The sequence below is a fragment of the Novosphingobium sp. KACC 22771 genome (genome assembly GCF_028736195.1).
In the GTDB taxonomy this organism is placed as follows: Bacteria; Pseudomonadota; Alphaproteobacteria; order Sphingomonadales; family Sphingomonadaceae; genus Novosphingobium.
Genome location: NZ_CP117882.1, coordinates 541,850 through 562,158 on the forward strand (window position 1 = coordinate 541,850; position 20,309 = coordinate 562,158).

At 62.4% G+C, this 20,309-nt stretch carries 18 protein-coding genes and 1 pseudogene; 15 read left to right on the forward strand and 4 right to left on the reverse strand.

Going from position 1 to position 20,309, the window contains the following annotated elements; genetic code table 11:
* Positions 1-75 precede the first annotated feature (75 nt).
* The 3 genes from PQ467_RS19240 (at position 76) to PQ467_RS19250 (ending at position 5,190) form a co-directional block, all read left to right on the forward strand.
* Positions 76-2,883 (forward strand): TonB-dependent receptor plug domain-containing protein, encoded by a 2,808-nt coding sequence (locus PQ467_RS19240; RefSeq protein WP_274177149.1) that lies wholly within the window; start codon positions 76-78, stop codon positions 2,881-2,883.
* Positions 2,884-2,886: 3 nt separating this feature from the next.
* Complete coding sequence (locus tag PQ467_RS19245) at positions 2,887-3,897, forward strand: cyclase family protein (protein ID WP_274177150.1); 1,011 nt, start codon at positions 2,887-2,889, stop codon at positions 3,895-3,897.
* A 345-nt stretch (positions 3,898-4,242) separates the two neighbouring features.
* Complete coding sequence (locus tag PQ467_RS19250) at positions 4,243-5,190, forward strand: IS481 family transposase (RefSeq protein WP_274176399.1); 948 nt, start codon at positions 4,243-4,245, stop codon at positions 5,188-5,190.
* 103 nt (positions 5,191-5,293) lie between these two features.
* Here the strand turns inward: PQ467_RS19250 and PQ467_RS19255 are convergent.
* Together PQ467_RS19255 and PQ467_RS19260 are read right to left on the reverse strand one after the other, a co-directional pair.
* A pseudogene (locus tag PQ467_RS19255) lies at positions 5,294-5,602 on the reverse strand (transposase); the annotation flags it as partial.
* A 1-nt stretch (position 5,603) separates the two neighbouring features.
* Positions 5,604-6,518, reverse strand: a complete 915-nt coding sequence (locus tag PQ467_RS19260; protein WP_443193032.1) for a 3-keto-5-aminohexanoate cleavage protein — start codon at positions 6,516-6,518, stop codon at positions 5,604-5,606.
* A gap of 158 nt (positions 6,519-6,676) precedes the next feature.
* Here PQ467_RS19260 and PQ467_RS19265 point away from each other — a divergent pair, with 158 nt between their 5' ends.
* The 3 genes from PQ467_RS19265 (at position 6,677) to PQ467_RS19275 (ending at position 9,619) form a co-directional block, all read left to right on the forward strand.
* Positions 6,677-7,954 carry an MFS transporter gene (locus PQ467_RS19265; protein WP_274177151.1) on the forward strand — a complete coding sequence of 426 codons (1,278 nt, stop codon included), beginning with the start codon at positions 6,677-6,679 and terminating at the stop codon, positions 7,952-7,954.
* A 119-nt stretch (positions 7,955-8,073) separates the two neighbouring features.
* A complete protein-coding gene (locus PQ467_RS19270) occupies positions 8,074-8,787 on the forward strand; it encodes a helix-turn-helix transcriptional regulator (protein WP_274177152.1) in 714 nt (237 codons plus the stop codon).
* A 28-nt stretch (positions 8,788-8,815) separates the two neighbouring features.
* Positions 8,816-9,619, forward strand: a complete 804-nt coding sequence (locus PQ467_RS19275; RefSeq protein ID WP_274177153.1) for a dienelactone hydrolase family protein — start codon at positions 8,816-8,818, stop codon at positions 9,617-9,619.
* Here PQ467_RS19275 and PQ467_RS19280 read toward each other — a convergent pair.
* Together PQ467_RS19280 and PQ467_RS19285 are read right to left on the reverse strand one after the other, a co-directional pair.
* Positions 9,616-9,939, reverse strand: a complete 324-nt coding sequence (locus PQ467_RS19280; protein WP_274177154.1) for a hypothetical protein — start codon at positions 9,937-9,939, stop codon at positions 9,616-9,618. The two genes, PQ467_RS19275 and PQ467_RS19280, sit on opposite strands and share 4 nt — an antisense overlap.
* Positions 9,936-10,955, reverse strand: a complete 1,020-nt coding sequence (locus PQ467_RS19285; RefSeq protein WP_274177155.1) for an LLM class flavin-dependent oxidoreductase — start codon at positions 10,953-10,955, stop codon at positions 9,936-9,938. The genes PQ467_RS19280 and PQ467_RS19285 overlap by 4 nt, the downstream gene beginning before the upstream one ends.
* Before the next feature lie 97 nt (positions 10,956-11,052).
* Here PQ467_RS19285 and PQ467_RS19290 point away from each other — a divergent pair, with 97 nt between their 5' ends.
* From PQ467_RS19290 to PQ467_RS19330, 9 genes are all read left to right on the forward strand, one after another.
* Positions 11,053-11,847: a helix-turn-helix transcriptional regulator gene (locus PQ467_RS19290; RefSeq protein WP_274177156.1), complete on the forward strand. Its 795-nt coding sequence runs from the start codon at positions 11,053-11,055 to the stop codon at positions 11,845-11,847.
* A 178-nt stretch (positions 11,848-12,025) separates the two neighbouring features.
* The gene (locus PQ467_RS19295; protein WP_274177157.1) at positions 12,026-13,960 is read left to right on the forward strand and encodes a thiamine pyrophosphate-binding protein; all 1,935 of its coding nucleotides are present in this window, start codon (positions 12,026-12,028) and stop codon (positions 13,958-13,960) included.
* A 2-nt stretch (positions 13,961-13,962) separates the two neighbouring features.
* On the forward strand, positions 13,963-14,307 hold the full coding sequence (locus PQ467_RS19300; protein ID WP_274177158.1) for a c-type cytochrome: 345 nt from the start codon (positions 13,963-13,965) through the stop codon (positions 14,305-14,307).
* Positions 14,307-14,675, forward strand: coding sequence for a c-type cytochrome (locus tag PQ467_RS19305; RefSeq protein WP_274177159.1), 369 nt, complete (start codon positions 14,307-14,309; stop codon positions 14,673-14,675). The genes PQ467_RS19300 and PQ467_RS19305 overlap by 1 nt, the downstream gene beginning before the upstream one ends.
* A gap of 89 nt (positions 14,676-14,764) precedes the next feature.
* On the forward strand, positions 14,765-17,146 hold the full coding sequence (locus PQ467_RS19310; RefSeq protein ID WP_274177160.1) for a TonB-dependent receptor: 2,382 nt from the start codon (positions 14,765-14,767) through the stop codon (positions 17,144-17,146).
* A 13-nt stretch (positions 17,147-17,159) separates the two neighbouring features.
* Positions 17,160-17,534 (forward strand): carboxymuconolactone decarboxylase family protein, encoded by a 375-nt coding sequence (locus PQ467_RS19315; protein WP_274177161.1) that lies wholly within the window; start codon positions 17,160-17,162, stop codon positions 17,532-17,534.
* Between the two features lie 3 nt (positions 17,535-17,537).
* Positions 17,538-18,467, forward strand: a complete 930-nt coding sequence (locus tag PQ467_RS19320; RefSeq protein ID WP_274177162.1) for an NAD(P)-dependent oxidoreductase — start codon at positions 17,538-17,540, stop codon at positions 18,465-18,467.
* A 14-nt stretch (positions 18,468-18,481) separates the two neighbouring features.
* Positions 18,482-19,276, forward strand: coding sequence for a class II aldolase/adducin family protein (locus PQ467_RS19325; protein WP_274177163.1), 795 nt, complete (start codon positions 18,482-18,484; stop codon positions 19,274-19,276).
* Positions 19,266-20,279 (forward strand): aldo/keto reductase, encoded by a 1,014-nt coding sequence (locus PQ467_RS19330; protein WP_443193033.1) that lies wholly within the window; start codon positions 19,266-19,268, stop codon positions 20,277-20,279. The genes PQ467_RS19325 and PQ467_RS19330 overlap by 11 nt, the downstream gene beginning before the upstream one ends.
* The last annotated feature ends 30 nt before the right edge of the window (positions 20,280-20,309 follow it).

Here is a 20,309-nt window from a genome sequence, read left to right on the forward strand (position 1 = left end):
AATCGCCGTTAATCGGGCAGTCAGATTGATCGGCGGGCCGGTGAGCCGCCGACATCGGCGAGGGAGATTTGCCTGATGAAAATTCCACTTACAGCCCGCCTTTGCGCGTCCACGGCGATCGTGGCCTGCGGGGTTGCCCTGTCCTGTTCCGCCGCCGCCCAGCAGGCCGCAGGCGAGCAGGCCGCAACCGAAGAGGCCATTGTCGTGACCGGCTCGCGCATTGCCCGCACCGGTTTTACCACCCCGACCCCGGTGACCATCCTGTCGAGTGCCGATCTTGCCAAATCATCGCCCTCGACCATTTCGGATGCTTTGCGCACGCTGCCCGCATTGACCAATACATCGGGGACCCAGCGCAATTCGGGCAGCACCGGGGGCGGACAAAGCTTTCTCAACCTGCGCGGACTGGGCGCAAGCCGGACGCTCACCCTGATCGACGGCCATCGCTTTGTCTCCACCAACATCACCGGCAGCGTCGATGCCAACCTTATCCCCGGCGCGCTGGTGGAGCGGGTCGATCTGGTCACGGGCGGCGCCTCGGCGGCCTATGGGTCGGACGCGGTGGCGGGCGTGGTCAATTTCGTGCTCAACACCCATTACACAGGCGTCAAGGGACAGGTGCAATACGGCCTGTCTTCCCATGACGACAATCACGAATATCTGGCGACGCTGACGGCCGGGACCCGCTTTGCGGGCGGGCGCGGCCATCTTGTGGTCAGCGGCGAGTATTTCAAGAACACGGGTGTTGCGGGTAATGCGCGTGACTGGGCGCGGGCGGGCTATCAGATCATCACCAACCCGACCGGCGCGGGCACGGTGGACAATCCCTCGCAAATTCTGGCGGGTAACGTCAGGCTGGTCACCAGCTATGGCGGGCTGATCCTGAACGGCAACGGCGGCACACCGGCGGCCAATGCCAGCTTTCGCGGCATCACCTTTGCGCCCGGCGGCGGCGTGACGGCTTTCAACTTCGGCTCGCTCACCTCGACCGGCACGCAGGTCGGCGGCGACGGGGTGGACAATGGCATCATCCAGCAGATCAACCGTCCGCTGGAGCGCAAGACGATCTTTGCCCATGCGCTGTTTGAAGTGGCGCCCAAGTGGGAGATCTTTGCCGAGGGCAGCTATGCCGAGGTCCATTCCGATTATATCAACGGCCCCAACGTCCATAACAGCAGCGCCGCGCAGACCGCCTATATCACCGTCCAGCGCGACAATGCCTATCTGCCCGTCAGCCTGCGCAACCAGATGACCAGCGCGGGCGTGACCAGCCTGACCATGACGCGTTGGGATCTGGAGGATGGGTTGACCCACACCGACAATCTGAACAAGACCACGCGTCTGCTGGGCGGTTTTTCGGGGCGTCTGGGCGGCTCGTGGAAAATCGACGGCTATTTCCAGTGGGGTGAGAACCGCAACACCAATATCGTCAAAAACACGAACAAGATCGCCAATTTCGCCCAAGCTGTCGACGCGGTGGTCAATCCGGCCAACAATCAGATCGTGTGCCGATCGACGCTGACCAACCCCATCAACGGCTGCGTCCCCTTCAACCCCTTTGGCGTGGGAAGCCCGTCTGCGGCCTCGCTCGCCTATGTCAACGGTGACAGCCCGGCCTTTATCCGCACCAGCCAACAGGTGGCCGCGCTCAATATCTCGGGTGAACCTTTCTCGACATGGGCCGGGCCGGTCTCGCTGGCCGTGGGCGGCGAGTATCGGCGCGAAACCGCCAATGTGACATCGGATGATCTCTCGGTCGCCAATGGCTATAAAATCGGCAATCAGCAGCCGTGGTCGGGCGCCTATACGATCCGCGAAGGCTATGCCGAAACGGTGGTGCCCCTGGCCCGCGACATCATGCTGCTGCGCAAACTGGACCTGAACGCAGCGGTGCGCCTGACCGATTACAGCACCAGCGGCACGGTCACCACATGGAAGGCGGGCGTCAATTACACGCCCATCGAGGACATCCGCTTCCGCCTGACCCGCTCGCGCGACATTCGCGCGCCCAATCTCAACGAACTGTTCTCGCGCGGGCGTCAGAACGTTTCAACCGTGCGGGATCCCTTCAAGGGCAATGCCACGGTCTCCAACGTCTCCAGCCTGACCACGGGCAACCCGGCGCTGACCCCGGAAATTGCCAATACGCTGACCTATGGCGTGGTGCTCAGCCCGCGCGCGGTGCCCGGTTTGCAGCTTTCGGTCGATTATTATGACATCACAATTGATGGCGCCATCGCCACCATCACCGATCAGGTCGCGCTGGATCAGTGCTATGCCGGGGTGACGAACCTGTGCAGCCTTAGCAGCCGGGATGCGGCGGGCAATCTCACCTTTTTCCGGTCCGCGCCGATCAATTATTCACGGCTGAAAACCAACGGCATTGATATCGAGGCATCGTATCGCGTGCCTCTGGAAAAGCTGATCACCAGTTGGAACGGACGACTGACGCTGCGCGCGGTGGCCAATAGGGTGAACAGCTATGTCACCTCGGCGCCGGGGCTGGTGACGCGCGATATCGCCGGTTCGATTGTCGACAGCCAGCCCAAGTGGCGCGGACAGGCGATGATCGACTATCTCAACGGCCCCTTCAATGCCACGCTGATCGGGCGCTATGTCGGCGGGGGCACGTATGATGTGTCGCGCACGCCGGCCCAGCTTGGCTATCAGAATGTCGCCGATTATGCCGTGTTCGACGGTCAGGTCAGCTTCAAGCTGCCCGCGCTGGGTAAGGAAGGGCAGATCTATCTCAATGTGCGCAACCTGTTCGACCGGTCGCCGCGCATCGCGCCGCTGGCGGGCAATCTGGCGATTGATACCAATCCGTTCCTCTATGACACGGTGGGCCGTATGTTCCGGCTCGGCATCAAGGCAGGGTTTTGAGACATGGCGAAATACAAGGCATTAGCGGCGTTTCTGGCATTGGCCCCCGTATGCGCCCATGCCGCGCCCGATCATACGGTGACGCAGCAAACCATCGACGGATGGAAAAAGACGCAAAGCAATTGGGGTCGCTGGGGGCCGGACGATCAGAAAGGGACGCTCAACCTGATCACCCCTGCGGTTCGCAAGCAGGCCGCCGCTTTGGTGCAGACAGGCACCGCAATCTCTCTCTCGCGAGAGATCGTGCCCCAACATGTCGCAGGAGAAGCCCCCGCTGCCCCCGCTCCGGTCCAGCAGCGCATGCTCTCCGGCCCGCCCAAACGGCCCACCGGATCGACCGACAGCCTGACGATTGCCGCGCATGGCTATACGATCACGCATTTCGACGCGCTGGGCCATCATCTGTTCGACGGCAAGATGTACAACGGCTATGCCGCCAGCGAGCATCTTTCGATGGAAAACGGCCTGACACGGGGCAGCATTGCGGCCTATGCCGACGGGGTCTTCACGCGCGGCGTGCTGGTTGACATGCCGCTGTTAAAAGGTGTCCCCTATCTGGAGCCGGGCACGCCGATCTATGCCGAGGATCTGGAGGCATGGGAGAAGTTTGCCGGGATCAAGATCGGCGCAGGCGACGCCGTGTTTATCCGCACCGGCCGCTGGGAAAGGGAGGCGGCCAAGGGGCCATGGGATGTCGGCAAACAGGCGGCCGGACTGGACGCCTCGACCATTCCTTGGCTGCGCGCACGCAACATTGCTCTGCTGGGCAGCGAAACGGCCTTGAGTGTCGTGCCCTTTCCGGCGACCACCACCATCACCAACCCGGATGATTATCTGCCGGTGCACAATTTTGCGTTGGTCGCCTTTGGTATGCCACTGATTGACGATACCGATCTGGGGACCTTGGCCAAAACGGCCGGCACACTGAAGCGCTGGACCTTCCTGCTGACCGTGGCGCCGATCCGCGTGACGACCGGCACCGGCGTACCGGTCAACCCGATTGCCACCTTCTGATCCATGATCCACCCCTTTCGGGAGGCCATCGGGCCTCCCGGCTTTTTATCGTGCATATCCTTCCACTCAGGACGGCCTCCTCATCGAGTGAGGTGCAGCAGTCGCTGAACGGCTAAATTCCCACCCTCGTCAGGTCATCCTCGAAGACCGTGAACGAACATCGTCTGTGGACGCCCCATCGGATGCAAGCACTAAATTCGGGTGTGTCGGCACGTGGTCGGATGCTGTCATCTGTCCGGCCTTGATGAGCAGCACCATATGCTGCTTCAGGTTTACGCGCTTGGCTAGCTGTTTAGTCCCAGCATGTGATGGTGTAGATTTATCGTCATCACAGCGGAGGGAGTTATGGGCCAGGTTCTCCATGGCAGCGCCAAGACCACGCACGCCATTCGAGCAGAGCTACAGCGATCGAAAGCTTCGGTCGCGAGCCTCGCCAAGAAGTACGCGATCAACGAAAAGACAGTCTTGAAGTGGCGAAGCCGTCAGTCGGTCGAGGACAAACCGATGGGCCCCAAAGAGCCACGCAGCACCGTCCTCTCGCCCATGGAGGAAGCGGCCATTGTGGCCCTGCGAGTTCAGGCCCGACTGCCGCTCGACGATGTCTATATCGCCTTGAAGGACGTGATCCCCCATCTGACGCGCTCCTCCCTGCATCGCTGCTTGCAACGACACGGCATCTCCCGGCTTCCCAAGGCGGATCGCGAGAAACCCAAGAAGTTCAAGACCTACGAGATCGGCTACTTTCACATCGACATCGCGGAATTGCACTATGAAGGCGGCAAGGCCTGCCTCTATGTCGCTGTCGATCGCACCTCCAAACTGGTCTTTGCCCGCCTCTACCGCAGAGCCACGAAAATGGTCGCGGCCGGCTTTCTCAAGGCGCTGATCAGAACCGTGCCCTACCGTATCCACACCATCCTGACCGACAACGGGGTCCAGTTTGCCCAAACCGAACGCGGCACAGGCCTGACCTTTCCGCATATTTTCGGACGCGTATGCCGGGAAAACGGCATCGAGCATCGGCTTACCAAACCCTATCACCCATGGACCAACGGTCAGGCAGAGCGCATGGTTCGCACTATCAAGGAAGCGACCGTCAAATCCTTCCACTATGCCTCGATCATCGAACTGCGCAGGCACGTCCGCGATTGGCTGGTTGCCTACAACTTTGCCAAGCAACTCAAGGCTCTCCGCTTCAAAACGCCATACGAGGCCATCGAGCAGGTCTGGAAATCCAAGCCAGAGGTCTTTATCGTAGAACCGCACCATCACATGCTGGGACTAAACAACTAGCGCTCTGCCGTTCCCTGGTTCTTCCAGCCCCGTCTCGCCGACTGTTGTGCCATACCTTCGTTCGACCGCCTACGTCCCCGACGTCTCTGGCTGCTGCCTCGACTTACGCCGAGACCGCAGCCGGAGCTCTGCAATGTTCATTCTTGGTTAGCAGCGTCCAGGCCATGCGCGCCATCTTGTTGGCTAGCGCCACAGAGACGAGCATACGAGGCTTTCGCGCCAGCATGCGCTCCAGCCATGAGCCGGTCGGCGCACCGAACCGGCATGCCTGGCGTACCATCGAGCTGCCGCCGATGATCAGCAGCCGTCTGGTCGTCCGCTCGCCCATTTTCGTTATGCTGCCGAACCGCTGTTTGCCTCCGGGCGAGTGCTGGCGCGGTGAGAGCCCGAGCCAAGCCGCAAAGTCGCGGTCCTTACGGAATGTCTCGATCGGTGAGGCCAAAGCGCGCGCTTGCTTCCCCAACGCTGGCCGGCGTGAGGCCATAAAGCCGCGCGATCTGTACGGCGGCGCTCACCAATTCCGCATTGTCGCGCGCCACTGAACCATCCGGCAGATGGATGCCATCCTCGAAACCGACCCGGACCACATCACAACCCATCGACAGGCCCAATGTGGCCATTTTGAACATGTCGCGCCCGGTGCCGGTGATGCCCCAGAGCGCGCGGGGGAAGAGGCGCAGGCCCTCGTCAATGGAAAACAGCACATTGCGGGCAATGGCGGGCGTAGCCCCGAAACCGCCGCCGTGCAGCAGCCAGACATTGTCGCGGTTGCGGTCAAACAGGCCTTCTTCGGCATAGCGCAGCAGGCGGTGCAGCGAACTGGCCTCGACCACCTCATATTCCAGAGCGGAACCCTTGGCATAAACCGCGCGGATGGTTTCCTTCAGCAATTCCCCGGAGTTCACATAAGGGGTCTCGCCGGGATAGCCGCCTTCGGGGTTGTAAAAGTCCATGGACCCGGCGGCTATGCCAAACAGATCCTGAGCCGGTTCGATCTCAAGGATGCCCAGGCGCTCCTCATCTGTTGGCCAATGCAACTGGCCGGTGTTGGGGTCGCGTCTGACGCCAATGCCGTTCGTGGTCTGGATCAGAATGGGCGAACGCGCGCGGATTTCGCGGATGATCTCGGCATAGATCGCCTTATCGCCCGAATTTTTGCCGTCCTTGTCGCGCGCATGCACATGCACCACGGCGGCCCCCGCCGCATGGCAGCGCGCCGCTGCTTCGCCGATCTCCGCGGGCGATTTGGGAATGATGGCGCCATCGCGATCCTGCTGCATTCCGCCGTTGACCGCGACCGTGATGATGACTTTGTTTCCTTGCAGCACTTGGCTCTCCAACTTAAGTTCGCCCCCATCATCGGCGATGGATGGGCAAACGTCTGTCCTCTGACGGCAGGACATTGGGCGGGCCTGCCTTTGTCCCTTGTTGAGAGGACAGGGGCAGGGCGGTTCCTATGCAAGACTTCGGCCGGGAGAATTGCCATATGAATGCTTTGAGACCCGAAACGGGCCAATTGACTGGAGAGGCGTTGACACAGGAAACATCCTTGCCGGAGCGCGGCATAGTCGCGCTGGTCCTGCTGTGTTCGGCCAATTATTTTCTTGATGGGCTGGTTCATTCCATCCTTGGCCCGCTGGCGCCGGGCATTGCGCGCGATCTGGGCTTGTCTCGCGCCGCCTTGGGGCCGATCTTTTCCGCCAATCTGATCGGCCAATGCCTTGGGCTGGTGGTCACCCCCATGTTTGTTTCGCGTTTCGGGCACCGAAAGGTGCTGGTGCTGACGATCACGGGTTTCGGCATTGCCCAGGCCATCACGGCTTTCAGCACAAGCGGCGCCATGTTGCTGGGGCTGCGAATCGTCACCGGATTTTTCCTGGGCGGGGCCTTGCCGAGCGGGTTCGCCCTGGTGGCGGCCAAGGTGCCGCTAAAGCGCCGCGGCACCGCGATCAGCCTGCTGTTCACGGGTTATGGGCTGGGCGCTGTGGTATCCGGCCTCATCGCGGGCCTGTTTGTCGGGGTGATGACATGGCGGACGGCGATGATGGCGATTGGCGCGCTATGTTTGATCGCGGCGGCGTGCAGTTGGCGCTGGCTGGACGATGCGATGCCCGAAGGGCCGCAGGCAGGCCCTGAGCGGACCGTCAGTGTGGCGGCTATAGTGCGGCCGCCCTATCGGCTGGGCACACTGATGCTCTGGCTGATGTTCGTTTCGATGCTGACCATCAATTATTGTCTGAATTCATGGCTGCCCACTTTGCTGACGGATGTGGGCCGGGAAGCCTCGTTTGCCGCGCTGTGCATTTCGATGTTTGCGGGCGGCGGGCTGGTGGCAACCCTGGTCATTGGCCCGCTTATTGACCTGTTCGGCTCCATGCGCGTGTTGTGCACATTTCTGAGCGTGGCGGCGATTGCCCTGTTTGCGGTGGGCAAGGCCATCGTGGAAACCAGTCCGGCGGTGCTGCTTTGCCTGCTGGCGGTTGGCGGGTTTGCCAGCCTTGGCGCATATAGCGGGATCAATGTGGTACTGGCGGATTTCTATCCGGCAAACCTGCGCGCGGTGGGTGTGGGCTGGACCAAGAGCGTGGGGCGGCTGGGCACGGTGCTGGCGCCGATCATCATCGGGCAAGCACTTGAGGCAGGCATATCCGAGGCTACGGTGACCTCCTTGTTCGCCGTACCTGCTGTGCTTACACTGTTTGCCTATGTTACGGTTGCGCTGGAGATTGCAAAAAGCCGAAAACAGGCGGAACAGACAGCCTGATACAAAACAGCCTGATAGAAAAAGACAGGGCTGGTCATCTTGGGAGCGAGGAAATGGGACATATTCAATCTGTCCATAACTGGCATGCGTCTGGCGCTTGCGGCGGGGCTTACGAAAAATTGCTGAGGGCTTTGGGCACCGACGAGTTTGGCGCCACGGCCCGAGAAGCTGTCCTTTCGCTGACGGATGGTTTGCGGCGGCTCTATCTGTTCGAGATTCAGGGCAAGGATAATGCCGAGCTGCGCTATTGGTCCGCCGAGCCGGGGCTGGATGAACTGATCCCTATCTATCAGAAATGCTATCTCCCGGTCGATCCGGTTCACGAGGCCTGCCGCGCGGCTCCTGCCAAAAGCGACATGGCGTTGCAGCGGGTGCGCCCCATCGACATCGCGCAGGCCAACTTTCGCCGACGTTTCTTCGATCAGCCTGGCATTATCGAGCGGGTGTCGATCGTGCAGCACGCTGATGAAGGTTGGCGGGTGATGAATCTGGCGAGACACGAAAGCGATGGCTGCTTTTCCGACCGCGAGATTGATGCGCTGGTGGGGCTGGCCTGTCTCGTCCTGCCCATGCTTCCCTTGGCGCGGGGCAAGGTGGCAACCGCGCGGCAGCTCTCGGTGGTGCAGTTGGAGGAACGGTTTGCCGGGCGCTATCCGGCGCTGACCAACCGCGAGCGGCAGGTTTGCGCCCGCGCTGCTATCGGCATGACGGTGGAAGCTACCGCGCTCGATCTCGGCATCGCCAAGACCTCGGTGCTGACCTATCGCCAGCGGGCCTATCAGCGCCTGAGCATCACGAGTCCTTTCGAGCTCAGTTCGCTGGTCACCCACTGAGGTTGGGCGAAAAGGAAAGGCAAACTGCATGCAGCGTCGAAACTTCCTGAGCGGCGCGGTGGCTGCCGTCTCCCTTCCGGCCATGGCGAAGGCCGAGCCGGGCGCTTCGGGTGGCCGGCTTGAGCCGCTGGCGCTTGGCCCTGTGCGGGCGTTGCTGGCGCGGCCCCGGCGAACGGGCGGCGTTGGGGTGATCCTGCAACCGACCATTGCCGCCATAGATGACTATATGACCAGAACGGCCCTGTCGCTGGCCGAATTGGGGCATACGGTGCTGATCTGGGACCCCTATCGCGGGGAAAGACCGCCGCAGGACATGCGTGGCCAGCTCGAAAGATCGCGCGGCATCGCCGATGATGATGCGATGCATGACCTGATGGCCTGCAGCGAGCATTTGAGCGGGGCGCTGGGGATGCGCCGCGTCGCAACGATTGGCTGGTGTCTCGGCGGGCGTTTCGGGCTGTTGCAGGGCGGGCTGGATCAACGCATCGATCTGGTTTGCGCCTATAATCCCACCATCTACGCTGCGCGGCCCGTGCCGCTCTATGGCATTCCCACCAGCAAGGCGGACTTCCCGGGGCAAACGCTGGATGAGTTCGCCCTTGCGGCGCATATTCGCGGGCCGGTGCAGGTGTGCCGTCCGGGCAAGGATCTGGCGCAGCCCGCCGAATATCAGCGCTTGCAAGAGGTGCTTTACGCCCGGCAGGCGCCAACGCTGATCAACTATTTCCCGCAGGCCGAACACGGGTTCGCCTATCATGTTGCCACGCAGGGGGACCGAGCCGCCGCCGCCATTGCCTGGCCCGCGACGCTCGCGCTGATCGCCGGCTTCTAGGCCGGTGTATAGAAGACCAGCGCAATCCCGCCCGCCAGAACGGTAAAGCGTTTTTCGTGCTTGCCTTGCTCGATGGGTCCAGCGCTGAGCCCGGCTGCCTGGCAGGCAGTCCGGGCTTCGCGCAGATCGGCCACCTTGACCATGGCGCCGGACCCGTAGGGCGCTTCTTCAGCCGAGGCCAGCGCGATCCGGCCTGAGGGTGGATCAAACTGCGCCCAGCGATCCCCATCGATGAAGGTGGCCTTCATCCCCAGCAGTCGCGACCATTCGTCGACTGCTGGGGCGATGGAGGCCACCTGAAAAACGGGAACCAGCTTCACGCGGGCTCTTCCGCGCGCTCGCCTGCAAAGAGCGGCATGACCGCGCCGGCGAAACGTTCAAGGCTGGTGCGGTCCCCGGCGGTGTCGAGCAGCAGGACATGTTCGACGCCCTGTTCGCGCAGACTGTGCAGGCGGCGAACGATCTGCTCATGCGTTCCGATCAGCCAGGTGTCGTCGGCATCGCCGCTCGCCGTGGGCGGGCGGTAGAGCGTGCCCCCGCTTTGCTGCGGATCGGATGACAGGCGGCGGTTGTTGGCCAGCACATGGTGGTGATGTTCCAGTGCATCGCGGGTTTCGGCCTCGCTGCTGGTCAGGTGAAAGGCGCGGGTGACGCCCACACGGGTCGGGTCGAACCGCTGGCCCTGCGCCTCGACAGCAGCCCGGAACACGGCGACTCTGGCGCCGATCTGGCCGGCATCGCTGAACTGGTCGAGCAGGACATTGTAGCCCTGATGGGCGGCCTTGCGGATCGAACCGTCACTGGCGGCGGCGACCCAGACCGGCGGGTGAGGTTTCTGCACCGGCTTGGCGTCGATCACGGCATCGGTGAAATTCCAGTATTTACCCGCATGCGAAAAGCGGCCCGGCGCCGACCATGCCTTTTCCAGCACTGCCACCGCTTCGTCATAGCGCGCTTGCAGTTCCTCGCCGGGAATGCCGAAGCCCTGGCATTCGGTGAAGCGGAAACCCCGGCCAATGCCGCATTCGAACCGCCCGTTTGATAGCAGGTCAAGCGTGCCGACCTCTTCGGCGAACAGCAGCGGATTATGCCAGGGCAGGATCGTGACCGCCGTGCCGAGGCGCATTCTGGTGGTGCGCGCGGCAAGATAGGACAGCACCATCATCGAGGACGGGATCTGGGGCAGCCCGGTGAAATGATGCTCGGTAAGGAAGGCCGACTCAAAGCCCAGGCGTTCGGCATGGATGACGTAATCAACCACTTGATGCAGGATCGCCTGATGCTCTCCAGCGGCGCTAGGATTTTCCCATATTCCCAGAAACAGGCCGAATTTCATCCCTTTTTCTCCCTATTGGCTTGCCCTATCAATAAGGCCGATACTGGCGCTGGTCTGTCCGTCCGATCGGGGACAGGCGCCCAATAAAGAAAGCAGGATGCCTATGGTGCAGATGGTGCGGGTCGATACCGACCCCATTCCCTCAATGGTTTTCGCAGCTTATCGCAGCGTGGTGGCCGGGCTTGGGTCGGACAGTTTCTACAAGGATCTTTCGGCGGCGGTGGAGCGGCAGATGCACGTTGACCGGCTCTATGTGTTCGATGGTCGAGGCCGGGCAGATGCTCTTGAAGCGCTGGTTTCCGAGACGGAGGAGGACAAACCTCCCGTTTCCCACGAGACTTACGCGCATCGCTTTCTGCCGGTTGATCCCATTCAGGCCGCGATTGACGCCGCCACGGCGGACAGCCAGTTGTTCCGGGTCGTGGTGCGGCCATCGGATATTGTCGTTCCGGCCTATCGTGAGATGTTGTTGCGCTCGAACATCACCGAGCGCGTGTCTTTCGTCGAGCGGCGGGGGCGTGGCTGGCGATGCGCCACGGTGGCGCGGCGCGGCGCGGCGGGCGGGTTTTCGCCTCTGGAGCTGGCGTGGTTGGGCGGGTTCTGGCGGCTGGTGTCTGCCCTGATTGATCGCCACCGCGAACTCGTGGGGGAAGTGGTGGAGGACCGTGGCGAGCGGTTGGCGGAACTTGAGCAGCGGTTTGCCACCCGTTATCCGCAATTGACCCTGCGCGAGCGGCAGATTTGCGCTCGTGCGGCCATTGGGATCTCGATCGAGGGCACAGCCCTTGATCTGGGCATCGGCACTTCCTCGGTGCTGACCTATCGCAAGCGGGCCTATCAGCGACTCGAAGTGACCAGCGCCTATGAGCTTGCCCGCCTGGTTATGCGTTGATCCATTTGTCCTGGAGCGATTGCCGTTCAAGCTGACGCGAACGGAAAAGCAACGCTCAAGCGCCGCGCGGGCTGATCGCGCAAGTCGTTTTCGGGGCGGGTGAAATGTCCCCTTCCCAGATGACAGCACGCGCCGCGTGCTGCGTTAGCCTTGGTGTGCGCCACAAACAGGAGCCACCATGGACCCGCAAAAGTTCAGTACCACTCGCCGCAATTTCCTGACGACAGCATCGGCGGGCGGGTTGGTTCTGGCCCATCCTGCCCGCGCCACGGTGGCCACGGCAAAGGCCCCGGAAGCGCGCGGGCGCAGTGTGGCCCATGCGCCCCATCCCGCGCTGGAAATCGCGCCTGTTCCGGCGCCCGCGCCCTCTGCGCGGCGGCCTGAGTCGGCAGGGGCCGAAACGGCGGGGGGGGATCGGCGCTTCGCCAGCGATTACATGGTGGATTGCCTGAAGGCCCTGGACCTGACCACGATCAGCGAAATTCCCGGCAGCACTTTTGCCGCTCTTCAGGAATCGATCATCCACGCAGCCGGTCGCGCAGGATCCGATATTTCCATGCTGACGGTCACGCATGAGGAAATCGGGGTGGCCTTTGCGCATGGCTATGCCAAGGCCAGCGGCAAAATTGCGGCGGCGCTGGTCCATTCGACCGTCGGGCTTCAGCATGCCTCAATGGCAATCTATAACGCCTGGTGCGACAGGGCGCCGGTGGTGACGCTGGCCGGATCTCTGACGAATCCTGTTGCCCGGGATGGGTTTGTCGACTGGCTGCACAGCGTGTCGGACGGGCCGGGCCTGACCCGCGACTTTACCAAGTTTGACGAAACCCCGCGCAGCTTGCCGCATTTCGCCTCGTCGCTGACCCGCGCCTATCGGATGGCGGCGACTCCACCTTGCGGCCCGGTGGTGTTGGCGCTCGATCTCGATCTGCAGGAGGAGGAGATCCCGGCAGGCACGCGGCTGCCGCCCGTGGCCAAGCCGGTGATCATTCCGCCGCAGGGCGAGGCGGCGGCTCTGCTTGAGGCGGCCAAGATACTCGCCGGGGCCAAGGCGCCGGTCATTTTGGTGGACCGGGCGGCCCGTACCCCGCAAGGCTTGGCGCTGATGGTGGAACTGGCTGAACTGTTGCAGGCCGCCGTGGTCGATATGGGCGGGCGGATGAACTTCCCATGGCGTCACCCGCTCAACCAGACCTCGCGGCGTGGCGCGGCGCTGCGCGAGGCTGATGTGGTGCTGGCGCTCGAAGTGCAGGACATGGCCGGACAGACGGCACCAGCCCGCAAGGCGCGCAAGCTTAGCATCAGCACCTATGATTATTATCTCAAGGCCAATTATCAGGCCTTTGAGGAATTGGCGCAGCCCGAACTGGCCATCGCCGGCGATGCCGAGGCCTCACTGCCGACCCTGATCGCGGCGCTTCGCAGCGCCATTCCGGCTGCCGGGCGCACCGCCATTGCTGATCGCGGCGCCCGGCTTGCGGCGGCGAGCGCCGCCGCGCTGGTCGCATCGCGCGATGCCGCCGCAGTGGGTTGGGACAGACAACCCATCACAACGGCCAGAATGTATGCCGAGGTCTATGATCAGATCCGCGACAAGGATTGGGCCTTGCTCAATGCGGGCCATTTCCAGAGCTTTTGGGGCCCGCAATTGTGGAACGCCAAACATTATTACCAATATATCGGTGATTCCGGGGCCTATGGCCTTGGTTATCTGCCGGGCGCGGCGGTGGGCGCGGCCTATGCCTGCAAGGCAGAGGGGCGTCTGCCCATCGTCTTTGGCGGTGACGGTGATTTCATGATGACGCCGGGCGCCTTGTGGACCGCAGCTTTCCACCAGATCCCGCTGCTCTACATCATCCACAATAATGGCGGCTATCATCAGGAGAAGATGAAGGTTCAGCTACAGGCCAATGAGCGCGACCGAGGCGTTACCACCGCTTCGACGGGCTGTGTCCTGCCGGGGCTGGATTATGCCGTGATTGCGCGCGGCATGGGCGTGGCCGGACAAAGGGTGACCGATCCGGCCGATTTGCGCGGCGCCATCAAACGCGCGCTCGATGTGGTGTCGCGGGGTGAGCCTGCGTTGATCGATGTTGTTTCACAGGGGCGCTGACCATGACTTTCAGACTTTTGCTCGCCGCTGCGCTGGCCGTTATTCCGGGGCCTGTCATGGCCCGTTCGCAAGCTGGTGACGCGCCCGGCGGCGCAGAGTTCAAGGCCTATGGCTGCGCCGCCTGCCATGGCACAACCGGCGCGGGCGGGGGCTGGCAAGGCCCAAGGCTTGCTCCCGCTCCGCTGCCCTATGCGGCCTTTCTGGCGCAATTGCGCGAACCGGCCAGCAAGATGCCGCGCTATAGCGAAAAAGTATTGCCAGAGGAAACGGTCCGCCTGATCTACGGCTATCTGCAATCCATCGGGCCGGGCAAACGCGCCGCCGATATTGGCATGCTCAACCATTGATGGGGGGGCATCATCTTCGCCGGGCCTTGGCGCTCGCACTGTGCTGCTTTGCCAGCGTGCCGGTATCGGCTGCCGCAGACGCGCCGACGGGTTTTGCCATCTGCGCGACCTGTCATGGCGCGCATGGCGAAGGCAGCGATGCAGGCCCCGAACTCAGGGGCGTGCTTGGCCGCAAGGCAGCGAGCGGCACTGATTTTGCCTATTCCGCGGCTATGCGACGGTCGGGCAAGGTCTGGACCGAAGCCGAGATTGCCGCCTTTCTGCTCAACCCGCAGGCCGCAGTGCCGGGCACACGCATGGCCTATCCGGGGGCAAGCACCCCGGCGGAGGCGGCTGCCCTGGCGGCCTATGTCGCCATGTTGAAATGAGGGATCGGCGCAAGTCCTCTGGGCAAAGGACAGACAGCGGACAGACCCGAGCCTAACTGGCCAAGAGAAAAATATAAAAGGGAGGAATTATGAAAAAGCTCTATGCCCTTGGTGTGTCGCTGGGGGCTCTGCTCATGGCTTCGCAATCGGCTTTCGCCCAGTCAAGTTCGGGCCGGTCAAGTTCGAGTCAATCGAGCCAGACGGAACCCTCTGCCGGCAATTCCGGCGGCAAGCTTGAGGAAATCATCGTGACCGCCCAAAGGCGGCAGGAAAGTCTTCAGAAGGCGGCCCTTGCGATCACGGCTGTCACCGGAGACCAGTTGCAAAGTCGCGGCGTAACCTCGATGGAAGGGCTGGGGCGCATGACAGCCGGGCTGCAAATCACGCCATCGGCTGGTCCTTATTCCACCTTTACCGTGCGCGGCATCACCCAGCTCAGTGGGAATGCTTTTGCCGACCCTTCGGTGGCGGTCAATCTCAATGGCGTCTATCTCGCCAGCCCTACGGCGATGCGGGGCCTGTTTTATGATCTGGAACGGGTCGAAGTGCTAAAAGGGCCGCAAGGCACGCTTTATGGCCGCAATGCCACGGCTGGTGCGATCAATATCATCCCCAAGCGCCCGAAATTCGAATTCGGCGCGGAGGCCGGTGTCGATGTTGGCAACTATAACCGCGCCGATGTGAATGGCGCGATCAATGTGCCCCTCTCCAGCACCGTTGCGGTGCGGGTTGCGGGCCAGCGTGTGCGGCGCGATGGCTATTTCAGCGATGGGTCGAGCGATGAGAATGTCCAGGCGCTCCGGGCGCAAGTGCTGTTCGAGCCGAGCGCCGACTTTTCGCTGCTGCTCAGCGGGGATTATGCGCATCAGGGCGGGATGGGGGCTGGCGCCACGCTGCGCCGCCGCTGTGCCGCGATGGTGCCGCCGCAGACCGGTGGGCATGATGGCAATTGCTTCGTGGCCTCTCCCTATACCGGCCTGTCCGATCTCTCGGCGGAATATACCCGCTATGGTTTTGCCCCCCAGCCGCGCAACATTTATGATGACAGCTATTATTACGGAGTTTCGCTCAATGCGGATTGGAAGACCGATCTGGGCACGGTGACCTTCATCGGCGGCTATCGCAGTTCGGATGTGAACTGGCGCAATTCGGCGCCAAGCTGGCAGTTTATTGCCAAGGACCGGCCACGCCAGAAGTCTGCCGAATTGCGCCTTGCCTCGCCCTCCGGTCGGCGGTTGCAATATGTGCTGGGCGCTTATTACCTGGATACGGAAAACCACTCGCGCCAGAACGGGGAAAACTCCGCCACCCCCAACTTCAGTGACCAGTTCAACAATCTGACCGGGTGGACCGGGGCGCTTTTCAGCCAGCTCAGCTATGCGCTGACCGATACTTTCAGAGTGACCGGCGGCCTGCGCTACACTTATGAACACAAGAACAGCGACAGTCGGCGCTATGTTCTGGCCAATCTTGTCGGCCCTGATCCCGTAATTCCCGCTTCAGAGTCGACCAATCTGACGCCAGCCTATCTGCAACAATCGGCGAGCTGGAAGCGGGTGAACTGGAAGGCAGGCGTGGAATGGGACGCCGGGCCGCGCAACATGCTCTATGCCAATGTCAGCACAGGTTTCAAGGCCGGGGGCTTCTTTTATGGCCCTGCGCAAGTGGTCAACGGGGTGAGCAGCGCTTGCGCAACAAATTGCATCTACCAGCCCGAACAGGTCACTTCCTATGTGATCGGATCGAAGAACCGGTTTCTTGATAACCGCCTTCAGCTGAACGTCGAAGCCTTCTACATCGACTACAAGGATCAGCAGATCAGCGTAGTAAAACTGTTCGACATCGGCGGGGCGCTGTCTTCGGTGCTGGTTACCGACAATGCGGGCAAATCGCGCAATTACGGGGTAGAGCTTGAGGCCGATTTCATGGCCACGCGCCATACAAGGCTCAACACGCAGATTCAGTATCTCAACAGCAAGTATCAGAACTTCTCCTATCTTACCTCTGCGGCAGGCGCACCGCCATCCTCTTCCAGCTGCGCGATCACCCCGGCGGCCGTTGCGGGGCAGGTGAATGTCAATTGTTCAGGCCAGCCAGGCCTGCGCACGCCCAAATGGCGCGTGCTGGGGGGCATAGAGCAGACCATTCCGCTGGCCAGCGGGGCGAGGTTCAAGCTTGGCGCCAGCGCGCGGTATGAATCCGCGTTCCAAAGCGATGTGTCCTATATTCCGGAAACGATGAGCTATGCCACCGCCAGGGTGGATATGAACCTTGGCTATACCAGCAAGGACGACAGGCTTTCGATCACCGCCTATGTCGATAATCTGACCAATGTGGTGACCATCACCAGCGCCACGATGAACACCAGCTATGCCCGCACCCGCATCGCGGCGGCAGGCCCGAGCCAGTTGGTGGGCGTCAACCTCGCACCGCCGCGGACCTTCGGCTTGCGTGCACAAGTGAAATTCTGAAACGGAGCATCTGATGACGACTTACAATGACGGGCGCGAACAGGCGGGGCTTGCGATCATCGAGCAACTGGGCTGGGGCCAGAACGAGGAGGTTCGCGCGCTGGATGAAGACCTCTGGCGGATCATTTCGGAAGCCAATTTCGGAACGATCTGGGCGCGTGAGGGCCTGTCTCTGCGTGATCGCGAGTTGATCTGCATGTCGATCCTGATCGCGATCGGGGCGCCGGGCGTTTCGATCCATTTCAAACATGCGAAGAACCTTGGCTTTACCGACGAGGAACTGAAGGAGATCATCATCCAGACGATACCCTATGCCGGATTGCCCAAGGCGCTGGGCGCGATGGCGCTGCTGCGCCGGATCCAGCAGGGCAGCAATCCGGAGCTTTGACCCATGCGGGTGCTTCTGATCATCGGACCGGCCATGGCGGGGCAGGGGGCGCAACTGATTGCGCGGCTGTCAGCGGCGGGGCTGGAGGTTGAGCTGGGCCAGGCGCCGGATGCTGGAGAGGACTGGCATGTCGATGCCGACATTCTCGCCGGGCCGGGCTGGCTGCCTTGCGACAGCGCCTTGTTCCAGCGCTCTCCCCGATTGCGCCGCCTTGTGGCCATCGGCATCGGCACCGAGGGCTTCGATCGGGCAGAGGCGGCCCGCCGCGGTATCGATGTACGCAACGGGGCAACCCGCGAGAATGTGCAGGGCATGGCCAGCGCGACCATCCTGTTGATGATGGCGCTGGCGCATCGCCTGCCCGATGCCGTGGCGGCATGCCGGGCGGGCGGACGGCGCGCCATGGCGGGTGTGCGCAGCCTGGATGACATGGTGGTGGGGCTGATCGGTTATGGCGCGATCGGATCCCTTGTCGCGGCGCGGTTGCGGGCATGGGGGATCGATGTGCGGGCCTATTCTCCCTCGCGCCGCCCCGGCACTGCGCAGGACGGCGTGAGCTTTATGGAACTGGACGCACTGTTGGCCGCCTGCGACCTCATCAGCCTGCATGCCGCGCTCAATCGCGACACTTACGGCCTGCTGGGGGCGCGGCGCCTTGAGGGGATGAAACCGGGGGCTTTGCTGGTCAACACCGCCAGAGGCGGGCTGGTCGATGAAGTGGCCTTGGCGCAGGCCTTGGGAGAGGGGCTGATCGGGGGCGCCGCGCTGGATTGCTTTGCCCAAGAACCTCTGCCCGTCGATCATCCGTTATGGGACGCGCCCAACGCGATCCTCACACCGCACCAGATCGGCCATACGCAGGCAGGGCAGGCCTCGGTCATGGAGCGGTTCGTCGCCAACATCATCGCCCCGCTGCCCGCCCTTCCATCGTAGCAGAGGAGAACCACGTGAACGGCAACATCATGGCCTCTCTTCCCGGCACACCGCGTCATACCCGATGCTTGGAACAGGAGGCGCAGGCCCGCCGCGATCTCGCGATTGCCTATCGGCTTTTCGATATGCTAGGCATCACCGATCTGATCCACACGCATATCTCGATCCGCGTTCCAGGCGAGGAGGGCGCCTTTCTGCAATTGCCGTATGGCCACCTGTTCAGCGAGGCTCGTGCCTCGGACATGGTGAAATGCGACATAGGGGGCAATATCCTTTCCGACCCCACCGGCCTTGGCGTCAGTCGCGGCGGTTTTTGCATCCACAGCGCGATCCATCAGGCGATCCCGCGCGCCGCCTGCGTCATGCATGCCCATACCGAGGCGAATATTGCCGTCGCCAGCTATCGCGAAGGGCTGCTTCCGCTGAGCCAGCATGCGCTGCGCTTCTACGGCAAGATCGGCTATCTCGACTATTGCGGCCCCTTTGATACCGAGGAAAAGCGGCGGCGCCTGCCGGTCGCTCTTGGCGGCGGCGATGTGTTGATGTTGCGCAACCACGGCGCGCTGGTCATTGGCCAAAGCGTGGCGGAATGTTATTCGCGCATGTATTATCTCGAAAGGGCCTGTCGCATGCAGGTCACGATGCTTTCGATGTGCCGGGATGCGCGGGCCGAACTCGTCTTTCCCGCCGTTGAGGATTGCGCCACCATGGCGCGTCTGTTTGAAGATCCCGAACAATCGGTGGCGCAGCGGGAATGGGTGGCCTTGACCCGGCGGCTGGACGATCAGGGCGCAGACTATGCCCGGTGAGACGCCGCCTCCCGCGATGGCGCGCAAGCTGAGCGATCAATTGCCACCGGTGTTTCCGGTTGGCTTTGGCTGCATGGGGCTGGACGCAGGCTATGGCGATCCCGTGCCGGATGATGCGGCAGAGGCATTGTTGCGCCAGGCGGTGGAATGCGGCGTGACAATGTTTGATACGGCCGAGCTTTATGGCCCGTTCACGAATGAGGAGCGCATTGGCAAGGCGTTGCGGCCCTATCGTGGCAGGGTTTTGATCGCCACCAAATTTGGCGCGAGGATCGAAGACGGGAAACCCGCCGGTCTTGACAGCCGCCCCGAACAGGTAGCGGCCAGCGCGGAGCGCTCCCTGCGGCGGCTGGGAGTGGAACGGATCGACCTGTTCTATCAGCACAGGGTTGATCCCAAGGTTCCGATCGAAGATGTGGCGGGCGCTGTGGGGCGGTTGATCGAGGCGGGCAAGGTGGGGGCTTTCGGCCTGTCCGAAGCGGGCGCACAGACTTTGCGCCGGGCGCATGCCGTGCAACCTGTTGCGGCGGTCCAGAGCGAATATTCGATCTGGACCCGCGATCCCGAGAAGAACGGCGTCCTTGCGGCCTGTGGCGAATTGGGGGTCGGCTTTGTCGCTTTCAGTCCGCTGGGGCGGGGTTATCTGGCAGGCGCGGTGGATGCGGCCACCCGATTCCCATCGCAGGATGCGCGTTCCTCGCTGCCGCGTTTTTCCGCCGAGGCGCGCTTGCGCAATCTGGCGCTGGCTGAAGAGATCAGGCGCTTTGCCGCTTTTCATGGCATGTCGCCGGCACAACTGAGCCTTGCATGGTTGCTTGCCCGCCAGCCTTGGATTGTGCCCATTCCAGGCTCGCGCAATATGCAGCGCGTGAGGGAGAATGCCTGTGCGGCCGATGTCCGCTTGGAGCCGCAGGCATGGGATGCGCTGGAGGAAAGGCTGAAGCAGATCGTCATCCATGGCGAACGCTATCCGGAACATCTGCTGGCCATGACAGGATTGTGAGCTGCCACTGAGGGGGGGGCGGCGAGAGGA